This window comes from Shewanella sp. VK101 (genome assembly GCF_056497865.1).
The window spans coordinates 1,358,587-1,372,278 of record NZ_CM151402.1; the positions used below are offsets into that span (position 1 = coordinate 1,358,587).

Annotated in this window: 9 protein-coding genes and 1 pseudogene; 5 read left to right on the top strand and 5 right to left on the bottom strand. The window is 52.0% G+C overall.

What is annotated here, in order from left to right:
* Nucleotides 1–28: 28 nt before the first annotated feature.
* Both ACSHSR_RS06145 and ubiU read right to left on the bottom strand, forming a co-directional pair.
* Entirely contained in the window at nucleotides 29–892 is an 864-nt protein-coding gene (locus ACSHSR_RS06145) for a U32 family peptidase (protein ID WP_145839017.1), read from the bottom strand.
* 10 nt (nucleotides 893–902) lie between these two features.
* Entirely contained in the window at nucleotides 903–1,904 is a 1,002-nt protein-coding gene (ubiU, locus tag ACSHSR_RS06150; protein WP_479631344.1) for a ubiquinone anaerobic biosynthesis protein UbiU, read from the bottom strand.
* Nucleotides 1,905–2,044: 140 nt separating this feature from the next.
* Here ubiU and ubiT point away from each other — a divergent pair, with 140 nt between their 5' ends.
* Complete coding sequence (gene ubiT / locus ACSHSR_RS06155) at nucleotides 2,045–2,563, top strand: ubiquinone anaerobic biosynthesis accessory factor UbiT (protein WP_025011922.1); 519 nt, start codon at nucleotides 2,045–2,047, stop codon at nucleotides 2,561–2,563.
* Nucleotides 2,564–3,991: 1,428 nt separating this feature from the next.
* Here the strand turns inward: ubiT and ACSHSR_RS06160 are convergent.
* Nucleotides 3,992–4,483, bottom strand: a complete 492-nt coding sequence (locus ACSHSR_RS06160) for a glutathione peroxidase (protein WP_045283548.1) — start codon at nucleotides 4,481–4,483, stop codon at nucleotides 3,992–3,994.
* A 120-nt stretch (nucleotides 4,484–4,603) separates the two neighbouring features.
* On the opposite strand from ACSHSR_RS06160, the gene ACSHSR_RS06165 reads away from it, so the two are divergent.
* Nucleotides 4,604–5,974: a magnesium transporter gene (locus ACSHSR_RS06165; RefSeq protein WP_028779822.1), complete on the top strand. Its 1,371-nt coding sequence runs from the start codon at nucleotides 4,604–4,606 to the stop codon at nucleotides 5,972–5,974.
* A gap of 110 nt (nucleotides 5,975–6,084) precedes the next feature.
* Here the strand turns inward: ACSHSR_RS06165 and ACSHSR_RS06170 are convergent, their stop codons facing one another.
* Nucleotides 6,085–7,017, bottom strand: coding sequence for a DUF4382 domain-containing protein (locus ACSHSR_RS06170; RefSeq protein WP_479631511.1), 933 nt, complete (start codon nucleotides 7,015–7,017; stop codon nucleotides 6,085–6,087).
* Nucleotides 7,018–7,569: 552 nt separating this feature from the next.
* Here ACSHSR_RS06170 and ACSHSR_RS06175 point away from each other — a divergent pair.
* Nucleotides 7,570–8,085, top strand: coding sequence for a GNAT family N-acetyltransferase (locus tag ACSHSR_RS06175; RefSeq protein WP_123116714.1), 516 nt, complete (start codon nucleotides 7,570–7,572; stop codon nucleotides 8,083–8,085).
* A gap of 228 nt (nucleotides 8,086–8,313) precedes the next feature.
* Complete coding sequence (locus ACSHSR_RS06180; RefSeq protein ID WP_479631512.1) at nucleotides 8,314–9,981, top strand: GGDEF domain-containing protein; 1,668 nt, start codon at nucleotides 8,314–8,316, stop codon at nucleotides 9,979–9,981.
* Nucleotides 9,982–10,086: 105 nt separating this feature from the next.
* Here the strand turns inward: ACSHSR_RS06180 and ACSHSR_RS06185 are convergent, their stop codons facing one another.
* Complete coding sequence (locus ACSHSR_RS06185; RefSeq protein WP_479631345.1) at nucleotides 10,087–13,206, bottom strand: NAD(P)-binding protein; 3,120 nt, start codon at nucleotides 13,204–13,206, stop codon at nucleotides 10,087–10,089.
* 228 nt (nucleotides 13,207–13,434) lie between these two features.
* On the opposite strand from ACSHSR_RS06185, the pseudogene ACSHSR_RS06190 reads away from it, so the two are divergent.
* Nucleotides 13,435–13,692, top strand: a pseudogene (locus tag ACSHSR_RS06190) (AraC family ligand binding domain-containing protein); the annotation flags it as partial.

The window sequence follows — 13,692 nt, forward strand, 5'->3', positions numbered from 1 at the left end:
TAGGGGGAGGCGTTAGTCCCGGGGGCTATCAAAGTCTTTGATAGACCATGCCAGGCGCGCCGTGCCAATATCCATTACAGGCTTCTTTGCCTGTTTCAGCATCGACTTCACTCCCTGCATTTTGCAGTAAAGACTCCGCCAGAGCGATGGAGTCATGGCCATCCGGTGAAACCCTGAACCAGTCAACACTCAAACGTTTCATTTCTGGTATTTCCCGTCTGAGATCGCAGCGGGCTGCCGACTGAGTCTGTATGCCGTTGAGTCGCAATAGTGGTTGTTGCTCCTGGGTCTGGGCGACCAGGCCTTTTGGATGCTTGATGCATACCGTCTGACAGTCATCCTTTGCCAACCCTTGATGACGGGCGGTGAAGCAACGGGCCGAGTGCGCCAATGGCAAATAACCATGACCCAGTACTTCAATTTCAAAGTTTGGCGTCGGGGCGGTGACTTTTTGCAGCCACATTTTTGACAGCTCAATGGGCATCACAAAGCGCTGCATGCCCCATTGATGCAGCTTTTCCAGGCTGGCTCTGTTGTAGTTATTGATACTGGCACCACAGACAAAAGGCAGTCCCTGCTCCCGCGCCATACCAACGGCGGCCATATCATTGGCCTCAACTATGAACTCGCCATTATCGAGTTGCTTTTTAAGCTCTTTAAGCTCGGATTGTGCCTCTATCAAGGCCAGAGTCGACAATACAACCTGTTTGCCGGCGGCTTTGAGCTCAAGGGCCAGGGCCAGATAATCGGCAAACTTCATCTGCCTGCGGCGGCTGCAAACGGCTTCACCCAGATAAACCAGTGGAATAGTGCTGTCTGCAACTTCACGGTAGAAGGCCTGCACTTGTGCTTTGGGCCAGCAATAGAGCAGCGGGCCAAGAGAAATATTCATAGAAAACTTCCTATTGCCAGCTGCGCTCGTAGGCACCCAGCGTGGTGGTTTGTCCCTCGGATACTTTGGCCAGCGCGGCATGCCATTCGGTTTTGGATTGGAACCGCTCCGGCGCATTCTGATAGGTGTCCAGCGCCTGACGCCAAACCCGGGTAACCTGTTCCACATAGGCGGGGCTGCGTTGGCGACCTTCAATTTTAAGTGACACTATGCCGGCCTGGGCCAGTTCCGGCAGCAAGTCCAGGGTATTGAGGCTGGTGGGGGACTCCAGCAAAAAGCCCGGCTGGCTGTCTTCTTCGGTCAGATAACGTCCCTTGCACACAACCGGGTAGCCCATCTGCTCGTTCAACCCCGAGCTGTCAATCAAGACTTCGTTGAGGCGGGTCTGGCGACAGCCCTGATTTTCCTGCCAGCGCACATGTTTTGCCGGTGAGCAGGAGCCACCTGAATTGGGCGATTCCCCAGTCACATAGGAAGACAACTGACAGCGCCCTTCGGCCATGATACATAGACTGCCGAAGGCAAACACTTCCAGATCAACCGGACTGGCCTTGGCAAGATCTTTGACCTGCTTGATGGATAGCACTCTGGGGAGTACGGCGCGCTCAATGTTGAATTCACGCTTATAGAGTGCCAGGGCACCGAGATTGGTGGCGCTGGCCTGTACCGAAAGATGCAGCGGCAGGTGAGGGTAGTGGCCATGGGCGTAATCCAGTAGCGACAGATCGGCCATGATCAGCCCATCTATATCCGTGTTGGCGGCCAGATCGACGGCCTGGTACCAACGTTTCTCTTCACCCGGTTGCGGAAAGGTATTAATAGTCAGATACAGCTTGCGCCCTTGAGACTTTACCTCTTTGGCTGCCTGTTGCAGTTTGGTCGGTGTGAAGTTCAGTCCGGCAAATGAGCGGGCATTGGTGTCGTCTTTCAGCCCCAGATAGAGGGCATCGGCGCCGGCGTTGAGAGCAGCCTTGAGTGATGCCAAGTTCCCGGCCGGACACAGGAGTTCCATGTTAACTTTCTCCCTAATTACAAACAAAGCCGCAGTTTATCGACCTTTGGATCTCACAGAATTGATATAAAACAGGTTTATGATCATAAAACTTGGTTAGACTGCCGGAGTTTTGGCATTTTAATCAGGAGTAACTCAAGATGCGCACGGCTTTAGCCGCCAAGGCGGCGCGCGATATTCTCACTCTGGCTCCCAAGTTGGTTGGAAAACCGCTGACCTTGGTTCCCTTCGCCATCAAGGCGAACGTACTGCAGCAGCTATTGGCGGTATTGCTCAGCGAACAGGTTAAGGATGGTGAATTGGACTTTCTTGAAGGGCAATGGGTTGGCGTTCGGGTTGAGGATATGGAGTTGGCATTTGAAGTCAGTTTCGAACAAGGTTTCAAGGTGCGGCCTTTTACGGCCCCGGAAGTCACCTTCAGTGCCAATAGCGCTGAACTCTTGCTGGTCGCCGCCGCCAAAGAGGATCCTGACACCCTGTTTTTCCAGCGCCGACTCAGTATTGAAGGCGATACCGAATTGGGCCTCGAGGTTAAAAACTTGCTGCTCGGCATAGATGTTCAAAGTATGCCAAAGGGGTTGAAGCTGATGTTGGATAAGCTGGCCAATATGCTGACCACGCTCCTGCAAAGTTCACAAACCGCACCTCAATGGGCCTGACAAACAGTAAAATCCTGGCATAAAAAAAGCGACCCATTTGGGTCGCTGTCAGAGTTCAATCTAAACTCTGGATGGTGCGCTAGAAACCATCTTGAAGGGAGGATAATGATGAAACACTCGGTTCACTAATTCTGACTGCCGATTTTTCCGCGAGTTCCCGCACCAAGCAAAATAATTCAGTTTTATTTGCTTCACTCCTATCTGTAGATCCCCAAAAAGTCTGTCACATTATGCTCTTACAGTGATTTTGACTCAGTCTTTTCATTTTCTTGAATGGCAATATTGGCATTAACTATTTATCTATCCGAATGAGTCGAGCTGTAGGATAAAAAAAATGGCAACCCAAGGGGCTGCCATACAAGGTCGTACAAAACTGATTCGTACAAAACTAAGTCGTGCAAAGAATGAAAACCCGCTGCGCTAGCGTTGGGCTCCCATCCAAGGGAGGTGATGATGAAACACTTGAAAAAGGTTCAGTTATTCAGAGTCGGCTTTGACGAAAAAGTTTCCCTGGAAGAGAAATTTTTTTGCTGACTTTGGTTTGCAATGACAAACCGGGGATAAAAAATGGCAACCCAAGGGGCTGCCATACAAGGTCGTACAAAACTGATTCGTACAAAACTAAGTCGTGCAAAGAATGAAAACCCGCTGCGCTAGCGTCGGGCCCCATCCAAGGGAGGTGATGATGAAACACTTGAAAAAGGTTCAGTTATTCAGAGTCAGCTTTGACGAAAAGTTTCCCTGGAAGAGAAATTTTTTTGCTGGCCTTGGTATGCAATGAAAGACTGGGGATAAAAAAATGGCAACCCAAGGGGCTGCCATACAAATTCGTACAAAACTAAGTCATGCAAAGAATGAAAACCCGCTGCGCTAGCGTCGGGCTCCCATCCAAGGGAGGTGATGATGAAACACTTGAAAAAGGTTCTGTTATTCAGAGTCGGCTTTGACAAAAAAGTTTCCCTGGTGGATAAATTTTTTATCTGCGACATGCCAAGCATGATTAAAGGCAGAGGGTTAAGTCCCCAAACAGCATAAAAATAGATAATAAAAATGGCAGTCCAAAGGACTGCCTAAAAAATGCAGGGGACAAAGATCTTGTGCGCTAGCTCCAGTATCTCAGTCCAAAGGGAGATGATGATGAAACCGTTAAAATAGCTTCACTTATTCAGAGCCATTCGGAGAGAAAAAGTTCAGCCATAAAGAGATTTTTCTTGGGGAGCCGGCAGGCATAAAAAAAGGCAGCCATTAAGGACTGCCTTATGATCTATCGAAGATCAATGGGGCTGCGCTAGAAGCCCCTTAGGGAGAATGATGAACATGAAAAAGTAAATTCACTGCTCACTATGTTGGAGTCTTTAGTGATGTTTTGGTTCCCCCTGAATGGCGAAAAATAATCATGTTTTTTTAATTGGTTTATTTTTCAATTGATTATTTATCCTGTAACAGCTGGAGAATCTGCTCACGCAGAGCCTCGGGTTTGGTTGTGGGAGCATAGCGCTTGATGACTTTGCCATGGCGATCGACCAGAAACTTGGTGAAATTCCATTTAATCCCTTTTGAACCCAACACACCAGGGGCCTGTTGCTTGAGCAGTTTAAACAAGGGATGAGCATTGGGGCCATTGACTTCCAGCTTGGCAAACAGTGGGAAGCTGACACCAAAATTCAATTCGCAGAAGGATTGGATCTCCTGCTCATTGCCCTTTTCCTGAGCACCAAACTGGTTACAGGGAAAGCCGAGTACAACCAGGCCTTGGTCTTTGAATTCCTGATACAGGCTTTCCAATCCGGCATACTGAGGAGTAAAGCCACAGGCACTGGCGGTATTGACCAGTAACATGACCCGGCCTTGAAATTCGCTGAGATCCGTTTGTTGTCCTTGGATATTCTCCAGTGGGATAGCGTATATTGAGTTAGACATAGTGGCTCCTTGGTTGAGGCTTTACTATATATCACAAGTTTTATTGTCAGCAATTTATTTGCGTGCAATTTAAATGTTGACCCAAGCGCATACCAACAAGAAGAAAGAGAGGAGAGTTGAGTGACACAAACAGCAGCCGAGCCGGAGCTTCAACCTCAAGCAGAAGTGGGGCAGGTGGTACAGCAGTTAACGCTATTGGAGGGCGAGGCTCAGGCCGAGGTCTTTGGTGAGATCCTTGAAGAGGCCGAACCTGGCACTATAGCCTTATTGCTGGAGTCCTTGCCGCTGGATGAACGCTATGAGCGCTGGAATCAGATAGCCTTTGCCGAGCGCTCGGCTGTGCTCAGCTTGATGCGCGCCGAACCCAGGATGAGCCTTCTTAGGCAGATGTCTGTGGAAGAGGTGGATCTGTTGCTGGCGCAGCTGTCAGCTGAAGAGATGATCGAGTGGAGCGATTATCTGCCCGACAGCTTTATCGACCGCGCTTTGGCGCAAATGGGTGAGCGGCAACGCAAGCGCTACGAGCTTTATGATCAATACTCGGAAAATGAAATAGGCCGTTACACAGAACATCAGGCCTTGGTGCTCAGTAACAAAAGCCGGGTGGAACAGGCGCAGCGTTTTTTCCGCCGCATTGACTTGGATTGCTGCGAAAATCTCTATCTGGTGGATGAGGATAATCATTACCAGGGGACAGTCAGTCGCTATGAGATTTTTCGCCAGGATCCACAAACCCAGCTTATTTCGCTTATTGAACCGGACAGCCGGGTATTGTCGGCCGATTCATCCTTGATAGAGGCGGCCGAAGCGATAGAGCATAGCTCAGACATTGAACTGCCGGTGGTCGATGAAGAAGGCACCTTAATCGGCCGCTTGACGCTGCGAACGGCAACCGCCTTGGTGCGAGAACACTATGAAGCGCGTTTGATGGCTTCGGCCGGTATGGATGAATCCGATGACCTGTTTGCGCCTATCGTCAAGGGCGCGCGTCGCCGTGCCATTTGGCTCGGGATCAATCTGCTGACGGCATTTTTGGCCTCTGCCACCATAGGTTTGTTCGAGGATGTATTGGCAAAAGTAGTGGCGCTGGCGGTATTGATGCCGATAGTGGCTTCTATGGGTGGTATTGCCGGATCGCAATCATTGACCCTGATGATCCGCGGCATGGCGATGGGACAGATTTCCATAGGCAACCTGTTTTCCTTGATGAAGAACGAACTCGGGATAGGGGCACTCAACGGCATTCTCTGGGCCATACTCATAGGTTTGGTGGCCGGGCTCTGGTTTGACGATAACCTGATTGGTATGACGATAGCCGTGGCAATTTTGGTCAATATGCTGGTTGCGGCCTTGGCCGGGGTGGCAGTACCCATGATATTACAGAAATTCAATCAGGATGCTGCGCTTTCAGGCTCAGTGATCCTGACCACGGTCACGGATGTTGTCGGCTTCTTTACCTTCCTTGGATTGGCAACCTTACTGTATCTATAGTCGTTAGCTTTTTTATGGCGCAGCATTGACCACTTCTGCAAAGTGGGCTCAATAGAAGACAGTCAAAAGAAAAGGGAGCACAGGCTCCCTTTCACAAAAGGTTTTGAAATTTACTGGGCAACAACGGCATTGAAATCTTGCGCAGTGTCGGTTTGGTTGCTCAGGGTGACCTGATGCAACTGAGGGGCAGGGTTGGGAATGATAAGACCATCATATTGCTCTGGATCGTCATTTTCCGCGCTGCAGCTGAAGGCTACTGTATAATCCCCGGCGGGAATAAAGCCAAAGGCGTATTTGCCGAAGTTACCCACTTCATACTCTACTTCGACCGAGTTGTAAGGCACTACGGCACCTTCTGGTACGGCATTCTGATTGACATCCGGATCCAGGTTGTCGGTCAGCAGTGCAGGGTCCAGATCGTGGCCGGGATAGAGGTAGACAAAGTTACCGCTATCGGCAGCACATTCACCGGCGTTGAACAGGTTGATATCCACTTGGCCGGACAATGAAGCCACAGTCGCGTTGTCGACTATAGTCACGCCATGAGGCTTGAGGTTGTAACGCTGGCCATTTTGGTTCTCCACCAGACTACGGCGCAGGTCAAACTCTATGGTAAAACGCTGAACGCCGGCGCTGCCGACCTCAAAGCTGCCCAAGCGCAGTTTATTACTGGGTTGTTTGAGTGGCACTTGACCGGTTTCGTCGATCACATAGCTGAGATCTGAACCGACCGATTCATCCAATACATGCAGGATGAGTTCTGAATAAGTGCCTACTTCCAACTCGGCATCGCTGAGGATGAGGGCGCTGTCGCTGCCTTGATATTCCAACAGATCCAGTTGGCGGTAGTCCTCGCCATTGGCGCCGGAGACCTCGAGGATGATGTTATCCTGTCCTGCCCTTACCAGCTCAATTTTGTCAAATGCCACTACCACTTTTTCGGCGCTGTCGACCGGGGCATCAGACACGGCAAAGCTGACTTTGGCGGTATCAGGCGTCGGTGTCGGCGGGGTGTCATTGTCACTACCACCACAGGCCGCCAGTCATAGGCCTGAGCCGCAAAGCAGTGCAATAGTCGAGATACGATTTCCTCTTGTTGTTCCCGGAGCGTGACAGCTACCCGATTACCGGGGGTTACTCAGAGAATTGTGTTTGTTGTCTGCCACAAACTCCCTCAATGGGGCTAACATAAGGAAGGTGCGAACAGGTTCCATGTGTGCTCTGCGTCGGCTGACAGGCCAGGATGCAAGGCGTGGTTCGCAGTAAATGGCTCAGTCCTTTGCAAGAAGCACAACACAGCAGGCAGGCTTGTAAGCCACGCCCTTCAGGGCTTTCACAACAACCGGCTTTCGGCGTTATCCGACTTCGACAGGCCCCGGCATGCCTTCAGTCAGATGTCTTGAACGCCAATTGCTGTGTAAGCCACTCTCTACACAAAAGAGAAGGCCACGAGGACTTATTCGCACCTTCCCGAACCAATTGCGGCTTTTACCTGTAGCCATACGTTAATCTGGTTAAGTCGAGGTTAAGTTTTATGGGGATGTCCCCTTCAATAGCTCACATATCCGCCAAGTATAGTCACCAAAGGAGTATCTATGCCTAATCCTGCCCAGGAAATCACGGTTTCCCTGGCCCAAAGCCCTGACTTGATTGCTGCCGCTTGTGCTTTGGTGGACAGCCGCGATGATAATGCTCACCCCTTGGATCATCAGGCCTTTATGGCCTCCCGTGCCGTGATAGTGGCGCAAAACGGGGCCGGGGAGCTGGTGGGCTGCGCTGTGATTAAGGCCGGGCGAGGAGATATCGCCGAGCTTGGGTATTTAATGGTGCGCCCCGACTATAGACGGCGGGGGATTGCGGCGGCCTTGACGCGAAAGCGGATCCAAATCGCCCGGGAAATGGGGATTCGGCTATTGTTTGCTACAGTTAGAAAAGAGAATCGTGCCAGTCGTGACAACTTGCTCAAGTCCGGGATGCAGTTTTGGGGTAATTATCTGAGTATCAGGGGCACAGGCAATACCGTGGGTTGGTACTTTTTAGTGTTGGCCGCTCAAGTGGATGTCGCTACAGAAATGCTCAAGTTGGTAGGGGATAGGGTCAGAATCGACTGAATTTACACTTTTTTGTCATCAGCTCGTGGCAAACTTGCGTTTCCTGACAGAATTTTGTCACGAATGCCGTGAGCCAGATTGCAAAATGCCATTAGCCGAAATAGAGTTAAATCACCAACAATAAAAATAGATTCAGTGCCTTGGGCGTTTTTGTGCTCAGGGATAAGGATACGGCCATGGTCTTGGACGGAAATCGATTTGCCGACAGACAAACGTTCGCCCTTCAATATGGATAAACACCCAGGTTACCTTTTCAGGCTACTGCTTGCGTTTGTTCTGCTCCAGTTCAGTGTTGGTGCCTGGGCCGCTCAGGTGCTCGACAACAGCTACATTCTGAAGGCTGAGCCACAACAGCTGGCTCCGACCTCATTCGAGGGGGTACCTGCCTGGATCCGAGCTCAACAGGAAACCAGCCTGAGTTTGAGTGGTGGCAGTTACTGGATGGTGAACCCTTTGCGGGTGGCCAGTCGTGAACAGACTTGGGTCATAGACGTACGCAACTCCATCATAGAATCCATCGACCTTCTGCTGCTTGGGCAGGATAGCAGCATGCAACAAGCCCACTCTGGCTATGATGCCGACTATCAGTATCTGTTTGATTACGGCAGGCGGTTCACCATCAAGCCGGGGATAGATTATTGGTTGGTGGTCAAGGTCGAGAGCCGTTACTACTCATCGGCACCCGAGATCCGTCTGGCACCGGAAAGGGAACACAGACTCAGTGCCGACAGGCATGCCACCGCCGTGGTGCTATGCCTCGGGGGCTTGATTTTTATCGCCTGCTATAACCTGTTCATCTTCTTTACCACCCGTGACAAGGCGTTTTTTTGGTACGGTCTTTATGTGCTGGCTTACTTCTGCGGCTGGGCCTTGACCTTCCACTTGCCGGTGCACCTGTTTCAGTTCCGTCAACTCGAGCTGCACCACCTGTTCTTTATCAGTCTTCCAATATTGAACATCTTGTTCTATAACAATTTTTTGCAGCTTTCTCTCTATTCGCCCAAGCTTTGGCGTCTCAGTCGCATCTTGCTGTGGGCCTGCGTGCTGGCACTGCCTACCAGTATCTGGCTTTTGTCCTATACGGCGATTATTGCTTCCGTGCTTATCATGCTCTGGATTGGACTGGCGATAGTTTGCGGTAATGTCTGTCTGATGAAAGGCTTCTCGCCGGCACGCTATTTCATCATGGCTTTCAGCTGTTTGCTATTGCCGGCAATCATCATATTGCCCGGTAACATGGGTATCACCCCGGACTTCTTTGAGTATGCCGAGCTGGCGACTCTGCTGGGCGGCACTGCCGATGCTCTGCTGCTGTCCTTGGCATTGGCAAGCAAGCTCAAACTCTTGTCGGAAGAGCGCCAGGAGTATATCCGTAAGTTGGGCATCGCTTGGGAGCGAGCCCGCAGTGATAGCCTCACCGGTCTTGCCAACCGCTTGGCCTATGATGAGAGTCTGGCGGATACTTGCCTGAGTAGTGGCATGCCCAAGCCGGGATATATGTTGGTATTGCTGGATATTGAGGGGCTGAAACGGGTCAATGACACCCTGGGACATGGGGAAGGGGACAGATTGCTGCTGGCGGTAGCCGAAGAACTAAAGAGCTGGTCTGTGGCCAAGTTAAAGCCTTTTCGTATCGGTGGCGATGACTTTGCTTTGCTGTTGCCGGAAGCCGAGGCGCAGCAACTGCAGAACCTACTGCCGAGGCTGGAGCAGCGTATTGCCAGTGAAGGTTTTGCTGAGCTCTGTGTCAATCATGGCTCTGCCACCAGTACAGATAAAGAAAAGATCCAGGATTGGGTCCGCGCCGCCGACAAAGACTTGTATCAGTGCAAGAGTCTGCGTCGCCGTGAGCTGCACGCCAGACAACTGGCTGCAGCCGAAGGCCTGCCCCGCTGAACTCACGGGGCTAATTTCGGGACTAATTCCTGGGCTAAGTCAGGAGCTCAGTCCAGAGCAAGTCCAAAGCTGAGTCGAACAGGCTAAATCTCGCCTGGATGCCTATCAGAAGTCTTCCTCACCCTTAATATGGCGCGGATAGCCACAGATAGCCTTGGAGGTGTGCATACCTGCCATGGTTGCGGCTTCGACGCAGCCCACATTCAGCCCTGTTTTTATCCAATCGCCGGTGACATAGAGGTTATCCAGCCCAGTACCGTCTGTGGTGATGCGAAAACGCGAGCTGTCTTTCACCGACAACACATACCGCTCGGACGGGTCGACATTGGCACGCCAGTATTGGCTGTCAAAGCGCTGTTGTCCTTGACGTTCCTCCGGGTCGTGCAGCCAATCCCAGACAAAGCCATTTTTGGCTTCCGGCCAGAGATTGCCTATTTGATGCTCGAGTTGCCCCAGAGCCCCGGACTTGGCCACGGCATTCATTTGCTGGTTAAAGTCACTCTGCTCTCTGGGTGGATATTCGGCAACCGGCAGCGCCGAGCAGAAGTAACTGGCATTTTTGACGCGGCCTATCGGCCAGCTTTCTTTGTCAATCAATTGATCCATACTGGCCCAGGTGTCATAGGGCTCGCTGAAGGCCGATAGCACAGGCTCTTCGCCGGAAGCCGGAAAAAGCTGCCAGCCAAGGCCGTTGAGATCTGTGTTGAGCCACAGCTGATAGGCCTGGGTCGCCACGGTTTGCACCTTGGCCACAGCTTGAGATAGCGCCGGACTTTGGGTCATCACCTCTTTAGCCACATGAGGAACGGCTCCTATGGATAGACCGAAGATCACCTTGTCAAAATCAATCCCCTTACGCAGCTGTTTCACCGGCAGAGTGTGACCGGTTTCTTGCTGGTACAGCTGCGGCCAATCACTCCAGAAGTGTTCCAGGTTGACCCGGTTTTCGGCAATTAATCTGGCTTGAGTTTCATCCAGTTGTGATAGCAGAGGCTCGCTTGGCCAGCAGCCGAGTCCTTTGACATCCACCAGCGGCTGATACTCGCTGAGTCCGGGTTTGAGGTTGGCCTGCTCCACTATCTCTATGCTGCTGACGGATTGCCCCTGACAATGCAGCTGTTGTACCTGATGGAAGAAGTGAAAATTCACTCCGCGGCGTTTCAACACTTCATAGTAGGGGGTGAATACTGTGTCGCCCATGCCGGCCTGCATTTTCCACATCACGCCCCCTTGGTAGCAGAGGGCAATTCGCAACATGGAGCGGATTATGGTGCCGGCTTCCACATTGGGGCGGGAGAAATCGCCCTGCTCGTAGGCAAACACCAGATCGTAGAAGCCCCTGACCGGTGCTGAATCGACAGTGTAGCGCTCGCTGGCGCCATGGCGACGCAGCCATTCGCGGTAGTCATAGCCGTTGATAACATCGAATCCGCCCTTGAATACCCCATCGACAAACATCCCCTTGAGTATGGTCAGACCGAGGTCGGCACCTATGTAGAGGCGCCTGAGCTCGTCATTGCCACTCAAGTGATCGCCAAAGCGGTGGTTGAGACGCCGATGCAGTATATCGACGGCATTCTCGATTAGGCCATCGTCCTCGACAGTGTCGTGGTGGTGATCGTCACACTCCTGGCCTATCAGCTGGTTGAAGCGGCACTCCAGCTTGTCCCCCAGGGTTTCCAGGCTATCTTTGGCGTCATCCAGCGCCTCTTCGATGCGATCGTTCAGGCGTTCAAACCAGTCGCGGGAGAACCAGTCTCTGGGGCTATCCTTGGCCACGGCCTCATCGACTTCATCCATCTGTTTTAACCATTGGCGGATCCAGTAGAAGGCCGCCTTGACCAATTTCCACAGCGTCAGGGTTTCTGTACTGTCGCCGGGGATACCCGGCATGGGCGGGAACTCTATGGGCCAGCTCAGGCTGCGACCTTCTATCTGCTCCTGCAGCACAATGAAGTTATGGGGCTTGAAGGCTTCGACAAAGCTGGCCAGCGGCGCGTCATCCGCTCGCCCCAGTTCTTCATAGGCTTTGCGCATCAGAGCGGCGGCATTTTGGTAGAAACCAAACCAAATATGCAGCCCATGCTCTTCGATACGATCCCCCATGGCGGCATTGCGCCCGGAGGCTCCCTTGCCACCAATGCGCCAGCCCTGTTGATAGATATCTATCTGGTACCGGTTTTGCCAGCCTGGTTGTTCGGTCAGACACACGGCTGCGGTAATGGCGGCAACGCCTCCACCGAGAATGGCAATTTTCTCTTTTTTGACCACAGAGTTGTCCACCAACACTTCGCCCGGCGGTACCTCAAAGTCAAAGTTCACATGGTAGGGCAGCAACACCTGCTGCTCGCCGAGTTGTACCCCCAGGGTGTCGGCCAGCGGGAAGCTGTCGTTGGCAAAGACGGTGGCCACCAGGGAGTTATCCAGCAGCGACAGATGATGCACCTTGTTGACTCTGGCCGGCGCCTGCAGCAGTGCCTGATATACCGCCTTGGTGCCGGAAGCGTCGGGGAACTGCTTCAGGAAAACTTGCTCCACCGCCGGTTTGAACAGCAGTTCGAATACCTGCTCAGCTCCAAGAGCATCCAGATCGGGAATAAAGTCGCTTTGGGCCTGAATAAAGTCCCAGGTTTGGCCTATGGCTTCCAGTGGAGAGAGGGCATTCTCCTGCTGCGGCCTACACTTAACCTGGAGCAGTGGTGCCATTGCCAGTTCGGCATCCGGGGAAAATTTTTGAAAACTCTTGGCCGACAACGACAGTTCGGTCAGCGGCTCATCTACGCCAGGCATCCGGTATTCGCAGGCGTATTTGGGATAACCAAACAGCTCACGGCCATTGATCAATGCCATGGCATCATTGACCCAGATATGCAGCGGCTGAAACAGGATTTCGCTGATTTCGCCGGAATCTGGATTGGCCTGTTTACCCACCATCACCCAGGTGATGATATCGGTTTCCTGGATCCAACCCTTGTTGCGATCCACCTCGACACTGGAATAAGCCTTGGCGATTTGAGTGAAAGTTGTCAGTACATAAGGGGACAACACCTTGAAATACATCTTGTTGTTGGCGACCCGGTTCAAGGTTTGATCGACACTCTGTTGCAAATTGGTAAGCTTGCCCTTGAGGAAAAAGCCGTACATATCGGCCTGGGTTAACACCAGAGGAGAGTGCATAAGCACTGAGCCGGGAGGGTAGATAAAGTCGGGGCGTTGTTCGTTCATGGCGACCATCCTTGTGTACTGACGTTTGCCAGATTTATCTGGCTGAATTAACTGAATAAACCTAGCGTATATTCAGGCATCTTACAATTGCAGTCCTGTTGCCTGTGGTTTGCTCTTTGTGGGAACCTTGAACCAAGCTCGCTTGAGCGAAAGGGGACGTCGCCGCTATGCTTGCGTTCCGGGCATGAGCCGGAAGATTGTGTCAAGGCAAGGAGATAAGGGAAAGCGATGCGGCATTTATTGAGACACTACAGTGAAAGCGACGCCACAGGGTGCCATAGCCACGATATCGGTCAGCTTATCTATCTGCATCATGGCGCGGTTTTGCTGGAGAGTGGCCAAGCCGAGTCCTTGCTGCTCAGCGGTCAACTCCTGTACCTGCCGCCCGGGTGCGAGCATGCTCATAGATTGCTGAAACATACACGCTGCAGTTTATTCTATTTGCGGCCCGAGGTATTGCCGCAGCATTGGCAGTCTCATGGATTG

Bases quoted from the DNA above. Each gene is read 5' to 3' on its own strand.
- ACSHSR_RS06145 (WP_145839017.1), bottom strand. From the start codon at position 892: ATGAATATTTCTCTTGGCCCGCTGCTCTATTGCTGGCCCAAAGCACAA.
- ubiU (WP_479631344.1), bottom strand. From the start codon at position 1,904: ATGGAACTCCTGTGTCCGGCCGGGAACTTGGCATCACTCAAGGCTGCT.
- ubiT (WP_025011922.1), top strand. From the start codon at position 2,045: ATGCGCACGGCTTTAGCCGCCAAGGCGGCGCGCGATATTCTCACTCTG.
- ACSHSR_RS06160 (WP_045283548.1), bottom strand. From the start codon at position 4,483: ATGTCTAACTCAATATACGCTATCCCACTGGAGAATATCCAAGGACAA.
- ACSHSR_RS06175 (WP_123116714.1), top strand. From the start codon at position 7,570: ATGCCTAATCCTGCCCAGGAAATCACGGTTTCCCTGGCCCAAAGCCCT.
- ACSHSR_RS06180 (WP_479631512.1), top strand. From the start codon at position 8,314: ATGGATAAACACCCAGGTTACCTTTTCAGGCTACTGCTTGCGTTTGTT.
- ACSHSR_RS06185 (WP_479631345.1), bottom strand. From the start codon at position 13,206: ATGAACGAACAACGCCCCGACTTTATCTACCCTCCCGGCTCAGTGCTT.